Annotated in this window: 20 protein-coding genes and 1 tRNA gene; 18 read left to right on the top strand and 3 right to left on the bottom strand. The window is 41.9% G+C overall.

The window, feature by feature from the left end:
* Window positions 1-21 precede the first annotated feature (21 nt).
* The 8 genes from RsY01_RS06965 (at window position 22) to RsY01_RS06930 (ending at window position 7589) form a co-directional block, all read left to right on the top strand.
* Window positions 22-92, top strand: a tRNA-Cys gene (locus RsY01_RS06965).
* A gap of 295 nt (window positions 93-387) precedes the next feature.
* Entirely contained in the window at window positions 388-1149 is a 762-nt protein-coding gene (locus RsY01_RS06960) for an alpha/beta fold hydrolase (protein ID WP_094784838.1), read from the top strand.
* Window positions 1150-1167: 18 nt separating this feature from the next.
* Window positions 1168-3687 carry a bifunctional lysylphosphatidylglycerol flippase/synthetase MprF gene (gene mprF, locus RsY01_RS06955; RefSeq protein ID WP_094784837.1) on the top strand — a complete coding sequence of 840 codons (2520 nt, stop codon included), beginning with the start codon at window positions 1168-1170 and terminating at the stop codon, window positions 3685-3687.
* Entirely contained in the window at window positions 3680-4738 is a 1059-nt protein-coding gene (locus tag RsY01_RS06950) for a M24 family metallopeptidase (protein WP_094784836.1), read from the top strand. Before mprF ends, RsY01_RS06950 begins: the two co-directional genes overlap by 8 nt.
* Window positions 4739-4837: 99 nt before the next feature.
* Window positions 4838-5395, top strand: a complete 558-nt coding sequence (efp, locus tag RsY01_RS06945) for an elongation factor P (RefSeq protein ID WP_094784835.1) — start codon at window positions 4838-4840, stop codon at window positions 5393-5395.
* Between the two features lie 91 nt (window positions 5396-5486).
* Window positions 5487-5897, top strand: a complete 411-nt coding sequence (locus RsY01_RS06940) for an Asp23/Gls24 family envelope stress response protein (protein WP_094784834.1) — start codon at window positions 5487-5489, stop codon at window positions 5895-5897.
* The gene (nusB, locus tag RsY01_RS06935) at window positions 5887-6504 is read left to right on the top strand and encodes a transcription antitermination factor NusB (RefSeq protein ID WP_157905794.1); all 618 of its coding nucleotides are present in this window, start codon (window positions 5887-5889) and stop codon (window positions 6502-6504) included. Before RsY01_RS06940 ends, nusB begins: the two co-directional genes overlap by 11 nt.
* Before the next feature lie 602 nt (window positions 6505-7106).
* Entirely contained in the window at window positions 7107-7589 is a 483-nt protein-coding gene (locus RsY01_RS06930; RefSeq protein ID WP_094784832.1) for an LURP-one-related/scramblase family protein, read from the top strand.
* Between the two features lie 130 nt (window positions 7590-7719).
* On the opposite strand, the gene RsY01_RS06925 is transcribed toward RsY01_RS06930, so the two are convergent.
* Together RsY01_RS06925 and RsY01_RS06920 are read right to left on the bottom strand one after the other, a co-directional pair.
* Window positions 7720-8604 (bottom strand): cation diffusion facilitator family transporter, encoded by an 885-nt coding sequence (locus tag RsY01_RS06925; protein WP_094784831.1) that lies wholly within the window; start codon window positions 8602-8604, stop codon window positions 7720-7722.
* Window positions 8573-8911: an ArsR/SmtB family transcription factor gene (locus RsY01_RS06920; RefSeq protein WP_094784830.1), complete on the bottom strand. Its 339-nt coding sequence runs from the start codon at window positions 8909-8911 to the stop codon at window positions 8573-8575. Before RsY01_RS06920 ends, RsY01_RS06925 begins: the two co-directional genes overlap by 32 nt.
* A 161-nt stretch (window positions 8912-9072) precedes the next feature.
* On the opposite strand from RsY01_RS06920, the gene manA reads away from it, so the two are divergent.
* The 7 genes from manA (at window position 9073) to RsY01_RS06885 (ending at window position 20388) form a co-directional block, all read left to right on the top strand.
* Window positions 9073-10017: a mannose-6-phosphate isomerase, class I gene (gene manA, locus RsY01_RS06915; protein ID WP_094784829.1), complete on the top strand. Its 945-nt coding sequence runs from the start codon at window positions 9073-9075 to the stop codon at window positions 10015-10017.
* A gap of 2 nt (window positions 10018-10019) precedes the next feature.
* A complete protein-coding gene (locus tag RsY01_RS06910; protein WP_238594959.1) occupies window positions 10020-11801 on the top strand; it encodes a glycoside hydrolase family 13 protein in 1782 nt (593 codons plus the stop codon).
* Window positions 11802-11927: 126 nt separating this feature from the next.
* Complete coding sequence (gene glgB, locus RsY01_RS06905; protein ID WP_094784828.1) at window positions 11928-14129, top strand: 1,4-alpha-glucan branching protein GlgB; 2202 nt, start codon at window positions 11928-11930, stop codon at window positions 14127-14129.
* 85 nt (window positions 14130-14214) lie between these two features.
* Window positions 14215-15360: a glucose-1-phosphate adenylyltransferase gene (locus tag RsY01_RS06900; RefSeq protein WP_094784827.1), complete on the top strand. Its 1146-nt coding sequence runs from the start codon at window positions 14215-14217 to the stop codon at window positions 15358-15360.
* Window positions 15347-16495 (top strand): glucose-1-phosphate adenylyltransferase subunit GlgD, encoded by a 1149-nt coding sequence (gene glgD, locus RsY01_RS06895; protein WP_094784826.1) that lies wholly within the window; start codon window positions 15347-15349, stop codon window positions 16493-16495. Before RsY01_RS06900 ends, glgD begins: the two co-directional genes overlap by 14 nt.
* Entirely contained in the window at window positions 16492-17931 is a 1440-nt protein-coding gene (gene glgA / locus RsY01_RS06890; RefSeq protein ID WP_094784825.1) for a glycogen synthase GlgA, read from the top strand. The genes glgD and glgA overlap by 4 nt, the downstream gene beginning before the upstream one ends.
* 66 nt (window positions 17932-17997) lie before the next feature.
* Window positions 17998-20388, top strand: a complete 2391-nt coding sequence (locus RsY01_RS06885) for a glycogen/starch/alpha-glucan phosphorylase (protein ID WP_094784959.1) — start codon at window positions 17998-18000, stop codon at window positions 20386-20388.
* Window positions 20389-20527: 139 nt separating this feature from the next.
* Here RsY01_RS06885 and RsY01_RS06880 read toward each other — a convergent pair whose 3' ends face one another.
* On the bottom strand, window positions 20528-21718 hold the full coding sequence (locus tag RsY01_RS06880) for a BaiN/RdsA family NAD(P)/FAD-dependent oxidoreductase (RefSeq protein ID WP_094784824.1): 1191 nt from the start codon (window positions 21716-21718) through the stop codon (window positions 20528-20530).
* 221 nt (window positions 21719-21939) lie between these two features.
* Here RsY01_RS06880 and RsY01_RS06875 point away from each other — a divergent pair, with 221 nt between their 5' ends.
* Genes RsY01_RS06875 through RsY01_RS06865 form a run of 3 tightly spaced genes read left to right on the top strand, consistent with a single transcriptional unit; the run spans window position 21940 to window position 25750 of the window.
* Window positions 21940-23532 carry an ABC transporter permease gene (locus RsY01_RS06875; RefSeq protein ID WP_094784823.1) on the top strand — a complete coding sequence of 531 codons (1593 nt, stop codon included), beginning with the start codon at window positions 21940-21942 and terminating at the stop codon, window positions 23530-23532.
* 6 nt (window positions 23533-23538) lie between these two features.
* Entirely contained in the window at window positions 23539-24210 is a 672-nt protein-coding gene (locus RsY01_RS06870; protein ID WP_094784822.1) for an ABC transporter ATP-binding protein, read from the top strand.
* Entirely contained in the window at window positions 24203-25750 is a 1548-nt protein-coding gene (locus tag RsY01_RS06865) for a PASTA domain-containing protein (RefSeq protein WP_094784821.1), read from the top strand. The genes RsY01_RS06870 and RsY01_RS06865 overlap by 8 nt, the downstream gene beginning before the upstream one ends.
* The last annotated feature ends 198 nt before the right edge of the window (window positions 25751-25948 follow it).

Raw genomic sequence — 25948 nt, 5'->3', positions numbered from 1 at the left:
ATTATATAATGGAATGGTTGTGGCGGTATAGCCAAGTGGTAAGGCACGGCTCTGCAAAAGCTTGATCGTCGGTTCAAATCCGTCTACCGCCTTGTATTTGAATTTACATGAAGTGACATAAAGTTAAAACCGCATAACAGTGCGGTTTTTCTTTGTTTATATTTGGATAACTTCGAAAAATAGAAATAAATGACTTTAAAGTTTTTAATTTCTAAATTCTCAGCTGATAGACATAGGAAACTGCAAGATATAAGCTATCTATGGTATAATAAAGAGGACAGGAATATCATAAAAAACTCATATATAGCTTATTTAATATGTTGATAATGAGCGCAATACCTCACAGTCAAGCTGCAACATTTTAAGAAAAAGGTGTAAAATAGAGATATGAAACGGTTAATCGCACTTTTTATTTTAGGAGTAAGTCTGATGGCAACACAAGTGAAAGCCAATAGCGTGACATCGGGCTATATCAAGACCCATGATGGCGAAAAAATACATTATGTCCGCAAAGGAACAGGAACACCGCTGATTTTGCTGCATGGCAATGGTCAGAGCGCTCGATATTTCAAGCCACAGATGGATTTGCCTTTTGATGTGATTGCTATTGATTCGAGAAATCATGGCAAATCCAGTAGTTCGCAGAAATTAAATTTTGAACTGATGGCGCAGGATGTCTTAGAGGTTATGGATCAGCTCAACATACAAAAGGCTGATATTTTAGGCTTTTCAGACGGTGCCAATTTAGCCATGGTCTTTGCCAAACATCATCCTGAACGGGTTGATAAACTCATCTTAAATTCAGGTAATCTATCCCTATCAGACCTCCATTTTTTCCCGAGACTGACCTCTATTTTACAAAATATTTTTTTTAATACGCCTGTTTCGGAATTGCTGGTGAAAGATGTCGGTGTGACAACGGCTGACCTCAAAAAGTTCAAAATGCCAGTTCTCGTGATTGCAGGGCAATACGATTTGATTAAGCTATCGTCGTCAAGAAAGATTGCCAAAGCCTGTCATGGTGAATTTATAGAGATACCAGATGCCTTTCATAAGGTCTCTCAAACGCGACCTAAAACCTTTAATGCCGTGGTGACCACATTTTTGCAAGAGACACACGAAACCTTAAACGCTCATCCTAATCCCTAAAAATAGAAAGAGACCGGAATGATCCAGTTTTTAAAGAAAAATCAAAAGTATTTCAAACTCATTTTTGTGATAGCAGTGGCTTTCATCGCAGTGACCCAAATCACTGGCCTACTCAAACAAGTCCAACCTGATAAAATCAGCCTGATTTTTGATCGGCTGAACCTATTTGATATTGTACTGGTGATTATCACAGGCTTAATCAGCGTCGTGCCAATGCTCAATTACGATCGCGTGCTCAATCAGCTTGTTGGCACGGATTATCCACTCTCCAAGCTGATTAAAATGTCGTGGTTGATTAATACGCTCAATAATATCGCAGGTTTTGGCGGTGCAGTTTCTGTTGGTCTGCGCAGTCATTATTACGGTAAAAACGTTAAAGAAAAGCTCCTTGCCAACATTTCAAAAGTCTTTTTCTTCGCCCTTTCGGGTCTGTCAATTTACGGTCTGATTGGTTTTATTTTGGTGCAGTTGGGACAGGTCGACCAATTCCTCAGCCAATACACGATTTGGCTCATTGGTGCAGCCGTTTATTTCGTCCTTGTCATCCTTTTCACGCGGAAAAATCTAGGTGGGCTCAAAAAACGTCTCCAAGCAGAACTATTACTGACCAGTTTCCTCGAGTGGAGTGGCGTTATGCTGACTTTCATCGTCATTGGCCATGTTCTTGATGTGAGAATTTCAGTGGCGAGCCTAATCGTCCTGATCACAGCTAGCTCAGTTATCGGTATCTTGTCGATGATTCCGGGCGCGCTCGGGTCTTTCGACGTCATGATGATGCTCGGGCTCCTACATCTCGGCGTCCCGCGCGAAATCATCCTCGTCTGGCTCCTGCTCTACCGCCTCGCCTATTATCTCTTGCCACTTGCGATTGCACTGATTTCTTGGGTCATGACGGCTGGACGCCAGTTCGATGCCCGCTTCAGCGGGATACCGATAAATCTGAGCCGGGAGATTCTGCATAAGGTCGTGACTTTTATGACTGCCCTAACCGGTGGCTTTCTTGTTTTGACAGCGACAGTGCCGGAAGCCTTTCTAGAACTGCGATGGTTACGCCAGATTTCGCCGTGGAATGCGAACTTAATCGCTGAGTCGCCCAAAATCATTCTCGGCTTCCTCTTGATTATTACCAGTCGGGCCGTTAAAAATCGGGTATCGCGTGCCTATATCCCGACACTCATCATTGAATTATTGACCGTTGTTTATATTTTCTTAGATGATTTCTCTTGGTATTCGATTGTTTTATTGACGGTCTTGCTCTTATTAACCATTTTCATCAAAAGTGAACTTTATCGTGAGCAACTGGTCTTGAGTTATGAAACGATTATGTTTGATAGTTTCTTTGTCATTATTCTCATGGTGCTTTATATCGTTGTCGGTACCATGTCACGCCCAGCTTATCATCTCCACCATAAAGTCAGTGAGTTTCTCTTTTTCCCATCGGAAAAAATGTGGGCAAGTGGTTTGATTGCCATCTTTATCGTCGCAGGCGTCTGGATGTTTTACATGCACTATTTGCAAGGAAAGTTCCAAAGGATTGGCACAGCATTAGATGAAGCGGTTGCTCTCGATATTTTGACGACCTATGGTGGTAATACGCAAAGTCAACTCATTTTCATGGGAGACAAGCGGATGTGGGTCTATGATGACCGTTTAGTTATTCAATTCGCCATTCGTCAGGATAAGGTTTTGGTCATGGGGACGCCATCTGGTGATCGGTCGTGTCTGTTAGCTGCCTTGACAGCTTTTATCAAAGAGTCTGACCGCTTAGGTTACCGACCAGTCTTTTATGAAATTGATAAAAAGACAACGTTAATCTTGCATGAATTAGGCTATCATTTCATCAAGCAAGGCGAAGAAGGTCATGTTAATCTGACTGATTTCACGTTGACAGGCTCAAAAAATAAAAGCAAACGTCAAGCGGTTAATCAAGTTGAAAAAGCTGGCTTTAGATTGGAAATGATTGAACAAGCAGATTTGACCCCGGAGCTCTTTGCGAGATTACGGGCGATTTCTGATGAATGGTTAGATGGCAGACGTGAAAAAGGTTTCTCTCTCGGGTATTTTGATGAGACTTATCTCTCGAAAGCGCCGATTGCGATTGTGCGGTCAGATGATGAAATTGTTGCCTTTGCCAATATCATGCCGACTTACACCAAGGACTTCGTTACCATTGACTTGATGCGCCATAGTCAGCAGGCACCCAAAGGGGTGATGGATTTCCTTTTCATCAAGCTATTTGAACATTTCCAAGCAGAAGGCATCGCTAAATTTGATTTAGGGATGACACCACTTGCTAATGTCGGAACAGCTCGCAGCGCTTTCGTCTCAGAAAGAATTGCCAATTTGATTTATCAGTTTGGAGATTCCCTTTACAATTTCGAAGGCTTACGCAACTATAAGAAAAAATATGTGACCTCTTGGGCGTCAAGATACACTGCTTACTCGCATAGTTCTAACATCGCTTTTGTCATGTTAGCCCTATTGCTCCAAGATAATCAAAGTATTAAATCATCAGGTAAGGAAGAAATAAATGACTAGACTATCAGACGTTAGAATACGCATGCAAGCAGAAAACTTGGATGCCGTCATCATCACAAATTTGAAAAATATCTACTATTTGAGTGGGTTCTGGGGAACTGCTGGCACGATTTTGGTAACAGCAAAAGCTCAGTATTTATTAACGGATTCTCGCTATAGTATTGCGGCGCGTGAGGTTGCGGTGGATTTTGACATCGTTGAGACCCGCGAAGCATTGACCGAAATTGCCAAGTTGCTGAAAAAAGAAGCATTGACACAAGTCGGTTTTGAAGACGGTGTGACTTATGCCGAGTTTCAAGCCATGCAAACGCAGTTAGCGGGTCTGACGCTCAGAGCGACGAGCAATTTCATCGAAGTATTCAGACAGATTAAAAATCCAAGCGAAATCGCAACGATTAAAAAAGCCTGTGCCATTTCAGATCAAGCTTTTAATGATTTGCTGAAATTTGTAGAGCCGGGTAAAACAGAAATTGAAATCGCCAACTTCCTAGACTTTAAAATGCGTGATTTAGGCGCATCAGGGATTAGTTTTGATACGATTGTGGCCTCAGGCAAGCGCAGTGCCCTGCCACATGGTCGTGCAACGCATAAGCCGATTGAATTTGGCGATACTGTGACCGTTGATTTTGGTTGTTATTATGACCATTATGCCAGCGATATGACACGGACTTTCTTTGTCGGTAGCGCCAGTCCTCAAATGCGGGCCATTTATCAGATTGTGCAAAAAGCCCAGCAAGCCGTGACCGATGTCAGCTCAGCTGGCTTGACTTATGGCGACTATGACCGTGCGGCGCGTGACATCATCGAGGCGGCAGGTTACGGTGAAGCTTTCTCACATGGTATCGGTCATGGCCTAGGACTTGATGTGCATGAATTACCGTATTTTCCAAAGGTATCGGAAGACCGATTGCTTGAAAACATGGTTATCACAAATGAACCGGGCATCTATGTCGAAAATATCGGTGGTGTCCGAATCGAAGACGATTTACTCATCACAAAACAAGGTGTTGAAGTGCTAACGAAGGCGCCAAAAGCATTAATTATTCTCTAAATTCAAGGAAATGATTGAAAATCTAGCGAAATACTTGAAAATATGATAAAATTGAGAGAACCTATCAATACGTAAAAAATGAAAGTGAGAACATAAAAAATGGTAGCAGCAAACGAACTTAAGGCGGGCATGACTTTTGAAACAGACGGCAAACTTTTGCGCGTCTTGGAAGCCAGCCACCACAAACCTGGTAAAGGCAATACCATCATGCGCATGAAACTCCGTGATGTCCGGACTGGTTCGACTTTTGATACGTCTTATCGTCCTGAGGAAAAATTTGACCAAGCGATTATCGAAACACATAACGCACAATACCTCTACCAAATGGACGACACGGCTTATTTCATGGATAATGAAACTTACGACCAATATGAAATTCCAGTGGCAAATGTGGCAGACGAATTGAAATTTATCCTTGAAAATGAAGAAGTGAAAATCCAATTCTTCGGCTCAGAAGTGATTGGTGTTCAAGTGCCAACAACAGTTGTTTTGACTGTAACTGAAACACAACCGTCTATCAAAGGCGCAACGGTAACAGGTTCTGGTAAACCAGCTGTGATGGAGACAGGTCTTGTGGTCAATGTTCCAGACTTTATCGAAGTGGGGCAAAAACTTGAAATTAACACTGAGACAGGTGCTTACTTGAAACGTGCTTAATCACACTGTGATGAGCCAACTGGTGACTTTTGGTCTTTCCTGAGCCAATCGCTACCATGATACCGATGTCCTGAAGAAACGGGGAAAAATTATGACAGATACAAAAATAAATACAAATGCTGAAACACTTGGCGAAATCGTCATCGCACCACAAGTTGTTGAAACCATTGTCGCAGTTGCTGCAGCGAAAATTGACGGTGTCTATGGCCTACGCAATAAACGGTTTGCAGACCGGATTGGCAAAAAAGCCGACGGTCGTGGCGTTTATGTCCGTCAAGAAGATGATAAAGTTGTTGTCGACATCTATGTTTACTTGACTTACGGTGTTTCTGTGCCAAATGTTGCTATGGAAATGCAACGTGTGGTCAAAGATAACGTCCTTGACATGAGCGATATCGTCATTGACGAGGTCAATATCCATGTCGCGGGTGTTGTACCTGAAAAGACACCAAAACCAGACTTCAAAGAACTCTTTGATGAGGACTTTTTGGATGTCGACTAAGCCATTAAGCCAGCATGAAATTCGCATTCGTGCTGTGCAAACCCTCTATCAACTGGAAATGACACCAGACGAAACTGTGGAAGATGCCATGGTTTTTGCCTTGACCAATGACGATAGACTTGTAAGTCAAGAACTGGTGGATGAAACGCCAGTAGCTGTTAAACCTAAGCGAAAAGGGCCAGGAACGACTTATTCGTTCACACCCAACCGCGAAGGTGGTGTGACGAAACAAGCCTTGGGCTCAGATGGTGCAGTTGTCAGTCCAGAACCAACGGTTGAAATTCCAGCATCAGCTTATATCTTAACAGATCGCTTTGATGATGCGCATAAACCTAACCTAGAGTTTATGATGGCCTTGGTTTATGGTGTGCGTGCTAAAAAATCAGATCTTGATGAAAAAATCACGACCTATTTAGCGAAAAATTGGTCAGTCAAACGTCTATCGCCAATCAATCGTGTGATTTTAAGACTAGGCGCTTTTGAGATTTTATTTGCTGAAACACCACGTATCGTGGCAATCAATGAAGCAATTGAATTGGCTAAAGCTTTTAATGATGAAAAAGATGCCAAGTTTATCAATGCGATTTTGACAAAAATCGGTGACTAATACTTTATTAAAAATACTATAAAACCAGTATAGGTCTGAGGTGACTTGTGCTGGTTTTTTGTTAATGATGGTGAATCAGTATGAGTAGATTTTTATCAAATTGTATGGGAAAGCTTTTTTATTTTTATAATTAGCAAAAATTTTGACTTTTATCTTAGCTCCTCTTGTAGTTATTCAAAGTTTTATTCATGAATGGAATGTATCTCTTGAAGTCGTTAAAACTATAGTCTACATATTCATAATTTCCAAACATTCGTTTGAACCTTTTATGATAATTTTTAGGATATGCTTACAACATACTTTAGTTATAAAAATCAAAGATTTGGATTCTAAATTCAAATGTTATAAAAAAATAAAAACATTAGTTTGGATATTTAACGTTTAAAAGAAGGATATATATATATCAAGCTTTTTATTAAAAATATATTATTTTTAATAAAAACTTGACAGATGTATAAAAGAATGATAATATGTAGGCAAGAAATGAGAGTAATATAGTCGATGATATTTTAATTTTAAATATATCTTAAATACACTAACATCTCAGTCCTGTATTTATATCTTAGCCATGATTCCTAGTATAGTAGAGAGAGGAAGAAAAAATGAAAATTGTAAAACTTGGAGATGAGTTTTTAGCACAAAACGAAGAAGGTAAAATTTCCAGCAAAATGAAAGCGATACCAACGATTCCGACTAGAGAAAAATACATCATTACATATGAGACTAGTCGTACAATTGGAGAAATTAAACGTTTGAGGAATAGCTTTGGCCTTTATGATTTACCACGCTACACATTAAGTTTTGATAATAAAAAAGAAGTGACTGTTAGAAAGGATATGGAGCAGTTTCATTCCAAATATGTGATAGATGGGCAATATATTTCTATTAAAGGTGAATTTCTAGGCGATGTTTTTAGCATTTACATCAAAGAAAAAAAATATGTGACTGTTAGAGTTGAGAAAAATAGAAATGACTTTACATTTAACCTAGATATAAGTGATGAAGGTATGGATGAGCTACTCATTGGATTCATCTATATATTAGCTTTAATTTATGAAAATGAACACTATGTTGTTAGAGTGTAACTCCATTCATTATAATATAGAAATAATTTACTACTCGGTTTAGTGTATTTGCTAGTTTGGGTTTATAAGAATTAGTATTCTATGTTAGGATATAGTATTATTTGTACAGTATCTTTTGTATAATTAATGCTCAACTGTCCTGATGGGCCTGATGTTCCTGTATATCCCCATCTACTTCAATAGCAGAATAAGCGACATTATGCTTTTCTAAAATGACACGTGCTGCAGCTTTGGCCTGGGCTTGGTCAGCGATGGTAATAGTCATATGCAACATCGCTGCGTGTTTTTCACCGTCAATTGACCAGATACAGAGTTCAGTCGCCTGATCAATTTCAGGCGCATTTTCTAGTTCAGCAACCAAGGCAGTGTAGTTGACTGTTTCAGGTGCTGCTTCCATTAAGATCCGTAAAGTCCCAATAAATTTCGGAACGGCCTGAGTAAGGATAAAAATGGAAATGGAAAGTGATAAAAGTGGGTCTAACCAATACCAGGGTTGAAAGTGCATGACAATTGACAAAATCAGCACTGCAATCCATCCGAGGACGTCTTCTAACATATGGAGGTTGAGAATGCTTTCGTTGCGAGAGGTGCCACGTGTCATCAAATAAGCGCCATAACCATTAGCCATAATCGCAACAATGGCAAGCCAGAACATCCCTGTCGTTTGGACAGGTGTCGGATGGAGCAAGCGGGGGATGGCCTCTAAGATGACGAGGGTGGAGCCGACAAGTAGGATAACGCTGGTAATCAAGGCGCCGAGTAAGGAAAAACGGCGGTAGCCTAACGTATAGGATGGGTTCGATTTTTTACGGGAAATTTTCTCGAAAAACCAGGCAAAACCAACAGCAATCGCATCGCCCGTGTCATGAACGGCGTCTGAGAGAATGGCGACAGAGCCAAACATGGCGCCAAAAATAAATTCGAGGACGGCAAATACGATGTTGAGCACAAAAACAATCGTAATCCGTTTGCCAGATGCTGCGTCAGGTGTTGTGTGCGGGTGGTTGTGGGTCATGGATATGCTCGCTTTCTAATTCTTGCGCATGGGCAATGGAGAGTTGGAGGAGTTGTAAGATGTGGCTATCGCCAAGCTGATAATTGATGGCTTTACCGGCTCTGGCTTGGGTTACGAGATGATGTGCTTTGAGAATTTTCAGCTGATGGGAAACGGCAGATTGCTCTAAACCGATAGTCTCAGAAATTTGCGAGACGTTTTGTTGTCCCTCTGATAAGCGTAATAAAATTTTAACGCGAGAGGGATTGGCTAAAATTTTATGAATATGGACAATTTCTGTCAGGACTTCATTTGAAATATTTTTCATATGAATATTTTATCATATGTATGAAATGAAAGCAAGTCGATAGCCCATTAAAAAATGGTAAGAATAGTTCGCATTAATTCCCATTTTTTCAGAGATATTTGTTAAAATAGAAATAGAGCGTTTTCAATCACAATAAAGCGTAACATAGAAAGAAGATAGACATGACACAACCACTATTTCTTAACTCGGTTTTTCAGGAAAAAATCTGGGGCGGCGACCACTTAAAAGCTTTCGGTTATGACTTGCCGTCAGACAAAATCGGTGAGTATTGGGCGATTTCAGCCCACCCAAATGGTGTTTCAACGATTAAAAATGGCAACTATGCGGGGGTAAGCCTTGACAAGCTCTATGCTGAACATCGGGAGTTATTTGGTAACTCAAAAAAAGCAGTTTTTCCTTTGCTAACAAAAATTTTAGATGCCAATGACTGGCTGAGTGTCCAAGTCCATCCGGATGATGCCTATGGTCTAGCCCATGAAGGCGAGTTAGGGAAAACGGAGTGCTGGTACATTATCGCAGCGGAGCCTGATGCTGAAATCATCTACGGCCACCATGCCAAAGATAAGGCAGAGTTACGTGCCATGATTGAGGCGGGTGACTGGGAGCATTTGTTGACGAAAGTCAAAGTCAAGGCGGGCGATTTCTTCTACGTGCCGAGCGGGACGATGCATGCCATCGGTAAAGGGATTTTAATCCTCGAAACACAGCAGTCATCAGATACGACTTATCGTGTTTATGACTTTGATCGGAAAGATGATGCGGGCAATCTGCGTGAACTACATATCGACAAATCAATCGATGTGCTGAATTTTGGTGCGCCTGCCAATACGACACCAGTCGTGACAGAGTTGACAAATCTTGTCAAAACATCTTATGTGTCGAACGACTTTTTCACAGTTGAAAAATGGGAGATTTCTGGTCCGGTAGCCTTTGTTAAGACTGCCCCTTATACATTGTGCTCTGTTTTGGCGGGGCAAGGTAGCTTGACGGTTGCAGGCGCAAGTTATCCGGTTAAAAAAGGCGACCACTTCATCCTAACAAGTGATATTTCAGACTGGCAATTTGATGGACAACTCAGCATCATTGCCAGTCATGATGGAGAATAAGGATGGCTGAAATCACCTACAATTCATGGTTGCAGGACTATAAACGGCCATTTGGTGCCGTCCTTGTTGGCACACCAGTTGAATTTGACTTGATAATTCAAACCAATCATCAGGTTGCAGTTAATATTGTTTTACAGTTTGAAAATGGCTTTAAATCCTATGAAAAAATGACCGCTATTTCTGATGGCGTTTTTCGCATGACCTTGCCTAATTTGTCAGAAATTGGCTATTATAATTATTATTTTCAAATTACTGAGTATGACGACGCACATGAGTACCGTTATTTTTATGGGGCTACTGACATTGGTGGTGGACCAGGGACGACTTATGTGGATGAAATCTCAGTCATTCCCTATACACAAACCGTTTTTCTGAAACGCGAAGCAGCTCCCGACTGGTATCGGCAAGCGATTTTCTATCAGATATTTCCGGATTCATTTGCTAGAAAAGGTCATCTAGAAAATCCCAAGGACAATATTTTCTTCTATGGAAAAGAAACAGATGACCCTTACTATATCAGAGAAGCCAATGGCGACATTACACATTGGACTTATTATGGTGGCAATTTAGCGGGGATTATTGATAAAATTCCTTATCTGAAATCGCTCGGTGTCACGGCGCTTTATCTCAATCCGATTTTTGAAGCGAGAAGTTCTCATCGCTATGATACCAGTGATTACATGAAAATTGATCCTGTTTTAGGCTCTGAAGCGGACTTTAAAGAATTGGTGGATACCTTGCACCAAGAGGGGATGCACCTAATTTTGGACGGCGTTTTTTCCCATGTCGGTAGAAATTCCAAATACTTTGATTTTGATGGCAAGTCTGGCGGTCAAGGCGCTTATCAAACGGCTCAATCTCCTTACTTTGATTGGTTTACATTTCATCAATATCCTGATGATTATAAATCTTGGTGGGGGATTAAAGATTTACCAACCATTGACAAAACGAACGCCAACTTTCAGCAGTATATCTATGGGGAAAGTGATAGTGTGCTGAGCAAATGGAACAGTTTAGGGGTTGACGGTTGGCGCTTGGATGTCGCAGATGAGCTGCCGGATAATTTCATCAAAGGCATCCGCGATACGCTTGAAAACTATCCTGAGCAAGTTTTAATCGGTGAAGTCTGGGAAGATGCGTCACGTAAGGTCGCCTATGAACAACATCGTAAGTATGTCTATGGAGATGCCTTACATGCCACGATGAACTATCCTTTCCGAGATATTATTTTAGGTCTTGTCATGGGAGAGATGACGCCTGAAACGGCTGCGAGAAAACTCATGCAGCTGTCTGAAAACTATCCAGCAGATGTCTTTTTAAACAACTTTAACAACATTGGCACCCATGATACCGAACGTATTTTGACGACATTAGATCAAAGTCTGACGAAATTAGATTTGGCAGTTGGCTTACTGATGACTTTGCCGGGTGTGCCGACCATTTATTATGGGGATGAAGCGGGTCTAACAGGTCATAAAGACCCTGAAAATCGGGCGTTTTTCCCTTGGGAAAATAGCAATGAGACGACAAGCAAAATTTATCAGAAATGGATCAAAATTAGACAATCTGCCCCTGTTTTAGCGACGGGCGATCTGTCACTCTTCTATTCTGACAGAATTTTCGGACTTATTAGGGAGAGTTTGAATGAAACAGCTGTCTTTATATTTAATATATCAGATCAAGGTCTGATGGTTGATTTTGATGCGTTAACTTTTTTAAGTAAAAAAGTTGATTATCCCGCTTTCTTTTTGGGAGCTTTTGAAAGTGTCTATAAATTTAAATAACAAAAACGAAGACTGTCTGAATAGATAGTCTTTTCTAATTTTTAGCTATATATTTTGTCATAACGAGTATAATATGGTAAGATAAGTATAGAAACTAAGAAATAAATGACGAGAAGGGGGATAAGTATGAATCAAAAATTAGTAGATGAGGCGCTGAGGACGTTTACGACGGGGGAAAACTTCCATGCGCAACATTATTTAGGTTGTCATCAAACCGAAAGTGGCCGTGTTTTTCGAGTTTGGGCACCACATGCGCAACAAGTCCAATTGATTGGTGATATGACAGATTGGTGGGAGCATCCGATACCGATGTCACGCAATGACCAAGGTGTCTGGGAAGTGACTTTGCCAGATGAACAAGCTCAGTTAGGTTTTTATTACAAGTATTTGGTGACGCGATCATCAGGGCAAGTGATAGAAAAAATGGATCCTTATGCCATCCGTTTTGGTGAGCGACCAGATACAGCGGCACAGATTTATGATGTTAAACCTAAAGACTGGCAAGATGAAACTTGGTTGGCAACGCGTCGCAAGACCGATATGTTTCGTGCGCCTTTAAATATTTACGAAGTGCATGCAGGTTCGTGGCAACGTCATGAAGACGGCAGACTTTATACCTTTGCAGATTTGACGACAACACTTATCCCTTATGTCAAATCACTCGGTTATACCCACATTGAGTTTATGCCGCTGATGACTCATCCTTTAGGCATGAGCTGGGGCTATCAGTTGACGGGTTATTTCGCCTTGGAACATACCTATGGCACACCAGAAGAATTTCAGGCATTTGTCGAGGCAGCACACTTGGCAGGCCTAGGCGTTATCGTTGATTGGGTACCGGGACATTTCTCACAAAATGATGATGCGCTCGCTTATTTCGATGGCACACCGACTTATGAATATCAAGATGGTAATCGTGCCCGCAATGTTGGGTGGCAAGCCCTGAATTTTGACTTATCTAAACCACAAGTTCAAGCCTTCCTCATCTCATCACTTAAATTTTGGATTGACTTCTATCATATTGATGGGGTTCGGATTGACGCCGTGTCTAACATGCTCTATCTGGACTACGATCAAGGCCCTTGGACACCCAATCCAGATGGCTCCAACACCAACCATGATGGTGTCGAATTTTTCAAAAAATTAACCAGCGTGATTAAACTGGCACATCCGGATGTGATCCTGGCAGCAGAAGAAGCTAGTAGTCAAATCAAGATTACAGGTATGCTTGAGATGGGTGGTCTAGGTTTCGACTTCAAATGGAACATGGGCTGGATGAATGACGTCCTGAGATTTTATCAGATGGATCCGCTTTATCGTGGGCAACATTTCAGCCTCCTGACTTTCAGTTTCATGTATATGATGGATGAAAATTTCATTTTACCCTTCTCGCATGACGAAGTCGTTCACGGGAAAAAATCGCTCATGCATAAGATGTGGGGCGACCGTTACCAACAGTTTTCAGGTCTGAGAAATCTCTTAGCCTATCAAATCTGTCATCCCGGTAAAAAACTCCTCTTTATGGGGCAAGAGTTCGGGCAATTCCTGGAATGGAAATATGATTGGCAGTTAGAGTGGGCTGTTTCTGATGAGATGAATGATCAGATGCAGGTCTTTACGACAGCACTTGCGCATTTTTATCAGGCAACACCACAGTTATTTGAACTAGACCATGATTATGCTGGGTTTGAAGTGATTGACGCAGATAATACCGCGGAGAGTGTTCTGAGTTTCATTCGAAAGGATGCGTCAGGCAATCAGTTGATTTGTGTCTTTAATATGGCACCGATTGAACGGCCGAACTTTACCATTGGGGTACCGCTTGCGGGAACCTACACCGAGGTGCTCAATTCAGAAATGGCAGAATATGGCGGTTCGTGGCTAGCACACAATGCTGATACGGCAACGCAAAAAGGTCAGTGGAAAGCTTATCAAAATACGTTAAGCTTTACCTTGCCAGCACTGGGTGCAGTCATCTGGCAATTATCGAAAGACGACGGGGCAAGTCAGCCTAAGACAAAAAAGTCAGTCAAAAAGTCAACTAAAAAGCCAGTCAAGAAATTGGCTAAAAAAGTAGCCGAGTCAAGTCATCAACTGACAGATGCTGAATGGGCGCTGTTAATTGAGCATTTCCCAGTGGGAGGGCGTTCGAAATATGACAAGCGTGACTTAGTCAATGCCGCGCTCTATATTCAGCAGACAGGCACAGTCTGGGCGAAACTACCTGAGACCTATCCGCCATATGGGACTGTGTATGCTTTTTACAAGCGGGCTTTGGGAAATGGCAGCTGGCAACGGGTCTTGGACGTGCTTGACGAAAAAATCTAAATTAAGCTTATTAGTTGCATGTGATAAGAGTTTGATTCTGTATCAGGTGCATTGATATCACTATAAATGGCAAAAAGGAGAACGTATGAAAGAAGAAATGCTTGCGCTAATTTTAGCGGGGGGGCAAGGCACACGTTTAGGTGCTCTGACATCAACAGTTGCTAAACCAGCTGTTCAATTTGGTGGTCGTTATCGAATTATTGACTTTGCGCTGTCAAACTGTGTGAATTCAGGCATTAAAAATGTCGGTGTGATTACGCAGTACGAGCCGCTTGAACTCAACGCTCATGTTGGGAATGGTTCTGCTTGGGGTCTTGATGGTATTGATAGTGGCGTAACGATTTTGCAGCCGTATTCAGCGACAGAAGGCAATAAATGGTTTGAAGGGACGAGTCATGCCATTTATCAAAATATGGGCTACATTGACAAATTAGATCCTGATTATGTCTTGATTTTGTCGGGCGATCACATCTATAAAATGGACTATGACGATATGTTAAAAGCCCATAAAGATAGTCAGGCCAATTTGACTGTGGCGGTGATGGATGTGCCGCTAGAAGAAGCCAGCCGTTTCGGTATCATGAACACGGACACGTCAAATCGTATCGTTGAATTTGAGGAAAAACCAGAAAATCCAAAATCAACCAAGGCATCGATGGGGATTTACATTTTCAACTGGAAAGAATTGCGTCAAATTCTCGAAAATGGTGAGAAAAATCAGATTGATATGTCTGACTTTGGTAAAAATGTCATTCCGACATATCTAGAAGCAGGCGAACGCGTTTATGCTTATGAATTTTCAGGATACTGGAAAGATGTCGGCACAATCGAATCCTTGCATGAAGCCAATATGGAATACATTTCACCAGATAATGAACTGGACAGTCGTGACCGTAGCTGGAAAATTTATTCACACAATGAAATTGCACCACCTAATTTTATCAGTGAGACAGCAAAAGTCCGAGACTCTCTCGTTGTGGATGGTGCGATTATTGCAGGTTCCGTGAAACATTCGATTATCTCGACCAATGCTCAGATCCATGAGCATGCTGAAGTAGAAGATTCATTTATTATGACAAATTGTATCCTTGAACCGGGTGCAGTCGTAAAAAATGCGATCATTGGCGAAGGTAGCCGAATCGGTGCGAATGTTAAAATCATAGGGACGAAGAAAGCAATCGCAGTCGTCGGTTATAAAGAAAAAGTGGGGGTAGAAGATGAAGAACGGTAAATATTGTGCCATTTTAGGAAATGCACTGGGCACACATAAACTGGAACAGTTAGTGAATTCACGGCCACTTGCTACGTTACCATTTGATGGCAAGTATCGCTTGATTGACTTCCAGCTTTCTAATCTGGTCAATGCAGGGATTACCAATATCTATGGCATTTTCTCTCAAAAAAATGTGCCTTCTGTATTGGATCACATTCGGACAGGCCGTGAGTGGGGGCTGAACACACTTTTGGATCACTTTTTCGTTGGGTTTTATAACAATGATGGAAGCGAAGAAGGGGTTACGGATTTGACTTATTATCCGCAACTGTTGACATTCCTACGCCGCTCACACAGTCAATATACCGTCTTTTCAACAGCTGATATTCTCTGTAATATCAACTTGAAACAACTGATTCATGTGCATGAAGCGAATAAGCGTACGATGAGTGTCGTTTATAAAAAAATGCCAAAAGTGCAGATGAGTTCAGTCAATAGTGTGCTGAAACTAGACGAAACAGACACAGTTTCTAGCGTGACAGATTATGAGGCTAGCCATTATGCAGAAGATGAGTTGATTGCGATGTCAACAGGGATCTATATCATCAATACAGAATTTTTGATCCGCATGATGGAAGTTGAGCAGCATCAAGAAGCGCCACGGCAACTCCGCTATTTGTTATCAGACAAGTTAGTGGAACTTGGGGCACTTGGCTATGAATATGCGGGCTATATGAAAAATATCCATGACGTTAAATCTTACTACGAAGCCAATATGGACATGCTAGATCCTCAGAAATTCACATCATTACTACATGCGACACAAAAAGTTTACACCAAAGTGAAGAATGAAGAGGCAACTTATTTTGCCAATTCATCTGAAATTTTCAATTCACAATTTGCCTCTGGTTCAGTCATCGAGGGGCGTGTGGAAAATTCTATCATTTCCCGTCGTTGTCAGCTCGACAAAGAAGCCTCTATCAAAGATTCAATCATCTTCCCTAATGTCAAAATTGGGGCAGGCGCGCGTGTGCAGTATGCCATTGTCGATAAAGAAGTAGAGATTGATCCGGGTGTTCAAATTATCGGCACCAAAGAAAAGCCAATCATTATCGAAAAACAAGCGCATGTGACAGAGGATAAAACCTTATGAAGATATTATTAGTGGCAGCTGAAGCTGCACCCTTTATCAAAACGGGAGGCTTAGGTGATGTGATTGGCGCTTTGCCTAAATCACTGAAGCAAGATGCGACGACTGAAACGCGGGTTATCCTGCCTTATTATCAAAAAATCGCTGAAAAATACGGTGACCAAGCTGCGGATGTTTTTTGGACATTTGTTAATGTCGGCTGGCGGCATCAGTATGTCGGTATCAAAAAAATCGAGCTTGATGGCACGGTCTTCTATTTTGTTGACAATGCGGACTATTTCGGTGGTCGTGATGACGTTTATGGCTATGACGATGACGGCGAACGTTTCGCTTTCTTCCAACTGGCTGTCGCAGAAGTCATGGAGCGCTTGGACTTTGTGCCAGATATTCTCCATGTCAATGACTACCACACTGCTTTGCTACCTTTCCTAATCAAGGAAAAATATAAGTGGATTCAGGCTTTTTCTCAGATTAAGACGGTTTTAACCATTCATAATATTGAATTTCAAGGTTATTTTGATCCCAATACATTACCAGATTTATTTGGTATGGGGATGGAACGCTACATGGATGGAACTGTTCGCTTGGCGGACTGCTTTAACTGGTTAAAAACAGGTATTCTTTATGCTGATCGTGTGACGACAGTTTCGCCAACCTACGCTGAGGAGATTAAAACACCTGAGTTTGGTAAAGGGCTGGAGGTCATCTTACGCATGGAATCAGGCAAATTGACAGGCTTGATTAATGGGATTGATACCGCACTCTATGATCCGATGACAGATCCTAATCTTGCTGTGCCCTTTAATGCAGCAGATTTATCTGGCAAATATGCCAATAAAAAAATCCTCCAAGAACGCCTAGGTTTGCCAGTCAGAGCTGATGTCCCTGTGATTGGGATCGTCAGTCGCTTGACCTATCAAAAAGGCTTTAACCTTGTGGTTGAGGAGATGAGCCATATCTTGGAACACGATGTGCAAGTCGTTTTATTAGGCACAGGTGACCCGAGGTTTGAGCATGATTTTGTTTACTTTGGTCAAACCTATCCCGATAAATTCTCAGCGAATATTACCTTTAACTTAGAGTTGGCACAGATGATTTATGGCGGTAGCGATATTTTCTTGATGCCATCAGCCTTTGAGCCATGTGGCTTATCTCAAATGATGAGCATGCGTTATGGCACCTTGCCTTTGGTCCATGAAACAGGTGGCTTAAAAGATACAGTTCAGCCCTATAATCAATTTGATGGTAGCGGGACAGGCTTTAGCTTCTATGAGTTTTCAGGTTACCAAATGGCACAAACGCTATTTTATGCTCTAGATGTTTACTTTAATCAACCGACTGCTTGGGCAAACTTACAAAAACAAGCCATGATAGCTGACTTCTCTTGGGATACCGCAAGTCTTGCCTATCTCGAGCTTTATCGGGGACTACTGAACTAAGGGGGGCTAAATTGTCTAAAGCTAACACATCCCAAACATAATAAATAAGATAAGGTGGCTATCGTGATACACTTAACCAAAGAAAAAATTATCGAAGATTTTAAAATGCGACTGCATGAAGATTTCATGATTCAAAATGCTGAAGCGACCGCAGATGAACGTTTTATTGCCTTAGCAAAACTCATCAAATGTTACGTGATGCCGGATTGGCTCCGTCATCGTGACGAAATCGTCAAAGAACAGAAAAAAACAGCCTATTATTTCTCTATCGAGTTTTTACCGGGCAAGATGCTCCAAACGAACCTTTTAAACCTCGGTATCTATGACCTCGTTCAGGAGGCCTTGGCTGACCTAGATGTTGACCTGATGGACTTGGTTGCAGCTGAGCGCGATATGGCGCTGGGCAATGGTGGCTTAGGACGTTTAGCGTCATGCTTTATGGATAGTCTACCGACCATTGGTGCGCCGGGATTTGGGAATGGCATCCGATATAAGTACGGTCTCTTTAAACAAAAAATCGTCAATGGCTACCAAGTCGAACTGCCAGATGCTTGGTTGCCTTCTGATGGTAATGTTTGGGAAACCAAGAAACCCCATGCGGCAGTTGACGTCAAAATCTATGGTAACGTCTACCTTGTTCCACAAGAGAATGGCGATTTAAAACCTGTCTACGAAAATGTTAAGACCCTTCATGCCGTGCCTTATGACATAACACAAATCGGTTTTAACAACAATGTGGTCAATAACTTGCGCCTGTGGGATGTGGAAATTCCTGAAAAATATGAGTTGGATTATCCGACTTTGGCTGATCGTCGTCGGATAGAGGATATTACAAGTGTCCTCTATCCAGATGATGCGACGCGTGAGGGAAAATCGTTGCGTTTGATTCAGGAATATTTCATGGTATCGGCTGGTTTGCAGACAATCGTTAAGTCTTATGCTAAGATGGGCTTGCCGATGGCTCAAATTCACGAGAAAGTCGCCGTGCATATTAATGATACGCACCCTGCCATGGCAGTACCAGAGCTGATGCGCATCTTAATCGATGACTATAACTTAGAGTGGGAAGTCGCTTGGGCTACGACGACGCAAGTCATGAGTTATACTAACCATACAGTCCTTTCCGAAGCCCTTGAAAAATGGGATGCAGACCTGTTCAAAGAAATCGTACCGAGAATTTATCAAATTGTCGGTGAGATTGACCGTCAGTTTGTCAAAACATGGGCTGGTAAAGTCGAGGCAGCGATAATTGATCGTACGCGTGTCATCCAAAACGGTCAGATTCACATGGCGAATCTGTCGATTATCGGTGGTCATTCGGTCAATGGTGTGGCAAAACTCCATACTGAGTTACTGATTGAAGACGTCCTCAAAGATTTTTATCTCCTCTATCCGGAGAAGTTTAACAACAAAACCAATGGGATTGCCCAACGCCGTTGGAGTCAGATTGCCAACCCTGACATGTCAGCGCTGTTAGACAAGCAAATCGGTAAAGGCTGGCGCTCAAATGTTCATGAATTATCAAAATTAGAAGCTTTCTTAGATGATCCGACTATTCAGCATGACTTTTATCAGGTCAAACAAGCCAACAAGCAGCGCTTGGCTGATTATGTCAAGAAAACACAAGGGATTGACCTGCCAATTCATGCCATTTTCGATGTCCAAGTTAAGCGACTCCATGCTTACAAACGACAGTTGCTCAATGTCATGCACATTATTAAACTCTATCAAGATTTGAAAGATGATCCGACTTTGGACATCACACCGCGGGTCTTCTTCTTCGGGGCTAAGGCTGCGCCCGGTTATCATTTTGCCAAATCTGTGATTAAAATCATCAACGAATTGGCGAATTTGATTAACCATGACGAGAGCCTCAGAAATCAGCTGAAAGTTGTTTTTCTAGAAAACTACAATGTCAGCTTGGCTGAATTGATTGTGCCTGCGGCAGATGTCTCTGAGCAGATTTCGACCGCCGGAAAAGAAGCCAGTGGCACCTCCAACATGAAATTCATGTTGAATGGCGCCATCACACTTGCGACGCTTGACGGTGCTAACATCGAAATCAAAGATGCTGTCGGTGAAGACAATATCGTCATCTTCGGGATGGACAAGGATGCCGTTTATGACCACTATGCGCGTCATGACTATAATTCTCGCCAGATCTATGACAATAATCCGAGACTGAAACGTGTCGTGGATGCTTTTACAGATGGCACGATTCCAAATACCCACTATGAAGGCTATGAAATCTGGGATGCCTTGATTTCCTATAATGACGAGTATTTCTTACTGGAAGACTTCGATGATTATGTGGCGAAACAAGCCTATATCTCAGAGCTTTACAAGGATAAAAATGCTTGGCAAGCCAAAGCCATGAAAAATATTGCCAACTCAGGCCGTTTCACGAGTGATGATACGATTGAGCTTTATGCGCGTGAAATCTGGGGGATTCTATAAACTCAAAACAAGAAAATAGGAACGCAAACAAGCCATCTTGGAATGGCTTGTTTTTTGATGTTCGGTCAAGCAGATTTGATGCACTAGACGACAAAAAAACTTGCGGGAGATTACCTGCAAGTTCATTTTTCAAACGAATTTAACTTATCCCAGCCACCCAGCCAGTCGCCAGCGCCGAAGTGATATTATAGCCACCCGTATGCGCATTAATATCCAGAACTTCACCCGCAAAATGCAAGTTTTCCACCGTCTTACTCATCAGTGTTTTGGGTTTGATTTCATTCAAGTCAACACCACCTGCTGTGACAAATGATTTCGCCAAGCTCATGGTACCCGTGACTTTGATAGGAAAGACTTTCATGAGATGGTAGAGTTGGGCTAACTTTTTAACAGAGACTTGTTTGACTTTAGCGTCTAGGTCAATCCCTACTGTAGTGATGAGAAACTCAGCTAAACGCTCTTGGAGCAGGAGTTTTGCGACGTTTTTCACAGACTTGTTTCGGAGCTGTTCAAATTTGTCAGAGATGTCGTCCTCAGACATTTTGGGAAGAAAATCTAGCGTGACCTCATCAGTCCCATTGCCCGTGATAAAGGTCGAAGCGCGCAGGGCAGCGGGGCCAGATAGTCCAAAATGGGTAAAGAGGAGGTCGTGCGTAATGGGATGCTGGTTGATGGTTAGGGTAATCTCACGCAGGGAAATACCCTGCAAGGTCTTGTGGGGGAAGTCTGTCGTGAGCGGGCTTTCCGCGGGTTTGAGCTCGGTAACTTTCAGTTTAAAATGTCGCGCGATGTCATGACCGTAGCCGGTTGATCCGGTTGACGGGTAGGATTTGCCACCAGTCGTGACGATGAGTTTGCGACTTGAAAAGGCAGTATCAGATGTTTTGACTAAGAAGTTACCGTCGTCCGCTTTGGTCGTCGAGAGAACTTCTGAATTGGTCGCAATCGTGATACCTTGCTCGACCATTTTAGCCTGTAGGGCGGAGATGATGGTCTGTGATTTGTCAGTCGTCGGAAAGACGCGACCGTGATCCTCGATTTTGAGGGGCGTGCCGTTATCCTCGAAAAAAGCGATAATGTCATGGTTGTCGAACTGGGCAAAGGTACTGTATAAAAATTTGCTACCATGTGGGATATTTTTGAGAATCTCATCAAGTGTGCCGTTATTGGTCACGTTACAGCGACCGCCACCTGTCATGGCAAGCTTCTTACCAAGTTTTTTATTTTTTTCGAGCAGCAGTGTCTTGCGACCATCATAACTGCTGGCAATAGCCGCCATCATGCCCGCAGGGCCGCCACCGATGATAATCGTATCATAATTTGTTTTCATATCTTTTATTGTAGCATATCTTGGTCTTGGCTGAGTGATAATCGCTCAATTCTCTATAAGATTGAGGGCGGAGTGACTTGAAACACAGAGTTTATCATTGACAAAAACATATGTACTATATATAATAGTACACATAGGGAGAAAACACAGGATATTTAGGATTGAAGCGTTTGTTAAAATGCTGCCTAAATGAAAGATGAACAAGGGAAAAAAGGAGAATTATGAATTTTTTTAAACGAGCAATCCGCTCAGTCACACGACAAAAGTCGAAATCACTGATTTTGTTTGCAGTGATTTTTATACTGGGTAATATTTTAGCGGGTAGTGTCATCATTCAGCAATCCACACAAAATGTTGAGAAAACGACCAAAGAACAAATGGGTGCCATTGCAACAGTTGGGATAGACTGGGGCAACACCAAGATACAAAAAGAATTAGAAAGTATAACGGGTGCTGACTATTCAGCCTTAACCGAAAAAACCATCCAAAAAATTGCAGCTAGTCCTTATGTTAAAAACTATGATTATTCTGAGCAGACTGGCTTTGAGTCGAAGTTGCTAAAGACTTATGATCCGACGGCAGATAAAAAAAATGAAGACAAAGAAACTTCTGATAGTGATGGAAATGTTGCGTATGCCAACAATTACATTTCAATTAGGGGTGTCCAAGATCCTAAAATGATGGATATTACCTTAGGGAAAATTAAATTGGCTGAGGGTAGTGTCTTCACAGCAGATGACGTTAAAAAAGGGTCAAATGTTGTTTTGATTTCTAAGAAGTTTGCTGATAAAAATGGCCTTCATGTCGGCGATGAGATGACCATTGACCAAAATACACAAGGCTTAGGTGATATGGATACGGATAATGCTGAAAGTAAGCCTGAGGACAGCAAATCATTTAACACGAAAGTTAAGGTTGTTGGGACTTACGATGTGTTAGAGGCTGTTCAGAAAAAAACGGGTCAATCTGGTAAAGCGTCTAGTGGTTCAGTTGTGCATGCAGCGGCTGTCCCATATGGGACAGGGCAAGAAGCATTTGATTTTGAAAATTATAACACGCTCTACATGCCCAATAAAACTGTTTACACCATGGAACAAGGCTTTAGACAAATGCTCATGACTGACTACCCTGATATGATGGCTGGTATGACTGAGGAGGATGCCGAAGTTGCCTCTAGACCCTACTATATTCCGATTTTTCAGCTGAAATCAGTGGATGATCTGGAAAAGTTCAAAGCTGACACCAAGCCACTATTACCAAAATACTTTTCGGTGATGGCGGCAACAGATGAATTTGACAATATCGCAGGGCAATTTAACAAGCTATCTAAAATTGCCAAGGCTGTGATTATTGCTGCTGTCCTGTTGTCAATTGTCCTAATTCTACTGGTTATCTTGCTCTTTATGCGGGATCGAAAACGGGAATTAGGGATTTATCTGTCACTTGGCGACAAAAAGTCAAATGTCATTTTGCAAATCATGGTTGAAGTCTTAACAGTAGCCGTTGTTGCTTTGGTGATTTCACTGATTACAGGGAAATTTCTGGGTAGTTTTGCGTCAGAGGCCTTTCTCAGTTCAGATAGCGGTCAGGCTGCAACTGCTGGGATGAGTGGCAACATGATGAGTGCCTCTGCCATATTTAGTACGGGTGTGGCAGTTGATGCGACGACAATCGCGGATAATTATGTGGTCTCATTCACCCCGTTTTATATCGTGACCTACCTGCTCGCAGGTCTGGGAACAGTCATTGTGTCAGTCCTGCTATCAACGCTTTATATCTTCAAATTAAAGCCAAAGAAAATCTTGTTGGGGTAAAGAGCTATGTCGATTATTGAAACTAAAAACTTGAATTATTACTACCAAGACGGTGATATGCAACACTATATTTTGCGTGACGTGTCGGTGAGCTTTGAAAAAGGAAAATTCTATACCATTGTCGGTGAATCTGGCTCTGGCAAAACAACTTTTCTGTCAATGATTGCGGGATTGGATGTGGCAAAAGAAGGACAAGTTTTGTTTGAAGGGACAGATATTCAGACGATCGGGCTTGACAGTTACCGTCGTAATAAAGTCTCGATTGTCTTTCAAAATAATAATCTGGTGCCTTATTTAACAGCTGTTGAAAATATCCTTGTCGCCATGGACATCACGGATAATGATTTACCTGCCGACCAAAAAACGGTAGCCTATAATCTCTTGGATTATATCGGGATTACGCGTGAAAAGGCTGACCGTTTAGTCAGCGAATTATCAGGTGGCGAGCAGCAACGGATTGCCATTGCCCGTGCGCTTGCGACCAATAGTGATGTCATCCTAGCAGATGAACCAACTGGTAATCTTGATGAAGAGCGGGAAGCTGAGATTGTCTCTATCTTTAAGCGTTTGGCACATGAAAATGATAAGGCTGTGATTGTTGTGACCCATTCCCAAGAAGTGGCTGAAAAATCAGATGTGACCTACCGTTTGAAAAAAGGAAATTTAATTAATGAGTGATTTTCTATCTAATTTTACGCGTGATAAATACCAAAAGGATGGGACTGACCGGAAGGATGTAACGCCCGAAACAGACTTGCCGGACATGGTATCAGAAAATTCAGCAGCTGAACCTGTTAGGTTAGAGACGATTGACGCAGCCACAGATGATGTGACAGACGTAGGCTCTGAAGTATCGGATGCTAGTGCGTCTTGTGAGACGCTAGCAGATGAGACGGCGCCAGATGTCATCAATGACAGTCCAGAAGATGAGCTAGCTAATGACGATTCTCATGATAGCTTGACTGACGATTTATCAGAAAATGAGCCAGAAAATGAATTGAATGATGAGTTGGAGGCCTTTCTGAGCAATTTAACGGCTTCTCAGGATGATGAACTGCTGGTCAAGGATCAATCTTTTGCCAAAAAACAGAAGATAAAGCGAGCCATCATTGCCGGCGTCAGCCTTCTAGCGGTATCTGGCATTGCCTGGTTTTATTATGCTCAGACGCATATTAAGGTACCTGATTTCATAGGGAAATCTGTGAGTACAGCACAAACTTGGGCGGATGAGCATAAGGTCAAGCTAGATGTTGACCGTGTCTATAACTTTGACAAAAAGGTTAATCAAATCATCAAAGCATCAGACAAAAATCGGACAATTTCCAAGAAAAAAACAGTTAAACTGACCGTTAGTCTGGGCGCAGACCCTAAAGAAAAAATTGAACTTCCAGATTTTTCTAAGTTGTCAGTTGTTGAAGCGCGTGACTTTATCAAGAAAAATAAACTTGACAACACAACCGTGCAGCTTGACTATTCGGAGACAGTCGCAAAAGATACCTATCTCAAGCAGACATTTACCAATCCAGATGTCACGGCGGCTGACTTTAAACGGGAAGACAACCTGACTCTTTACTATTCTAAAGGGAAAGAGCCTGTGGTTAAAAATATTGAAGTGCCTGATTTTTCGAGTCAAACCAAAGAACAAATCAACACTTGGAGTAAGGAAAAGGGGGTTAAAGTCACCTTTGAGACTGCTGGCAGTGAAACGATTGAGGCTGATAAAGTGATGTCGCAGTCAGTTGCTAAGGGGGAGAAAGTCTCGAAAGCAGATACGATTACGATCACGCTTTCTCTTGGTAAACCGATGACTGTCCCTGATTTTTCACAGTTTACTTTTGACCAATCAAGTGGCGCAGCGAAAAATCTACCGGTCATTTCAAAACAAGTTTATAGCGATACCATCCCCTACGGTGGCTTTATCAGCCAGTCTGTTGCTGCGGGCACTCAGTATTTTGCCAAAGATACGATACCAGATATTACGGCGACCTACTCGCTCGGGCGTGTCTACATCAAGGATTTGAAAGGGCAAACTGAGGGCGAGCTGCAGGGCACTTTCTACAATGATTATACGTCGAAAGGGGCAAATATAATATATCAAGTACAATATGTGAATAGCTCTGAAACCAAAGGCATGGTTGTCGGTCAGAGTGCGCTGAATGAGTTTGTCCCGCTGACTTGCACGGTCGTTGTTCAGATTAGTAATGGACACGAAAAATAACATTAATTTTTATGTTTAAGATGACACGAGGAAACACTAGCAGTATCTTTGGAAAATAAGTCGCAAATTGGTGATAAAATCCTTGAAAAAAACAGTAAAAAGCGGTAAAATGAATCAAATTGATTTTTTTAGTATAAAAGTTTGCTAAAAACTCAACTTGGCGCATGAGCGTTAAGAGAAACGTGTGTTCCCACACCA

It is taken from the genome of Pseudolactococcus reticulitermitis, assembly GCF_002260845.1.
GTDB classification, from domain to species: Bacteria; Bacillota; Bacilli; order Lactobacillales; family Streptococcaceae; genus Pseudolactococcus; species Pseudolactococcus reticulitermitis.
This window is presented reverse-complemented; position numbering and strand designations above follow the sequence as displayed.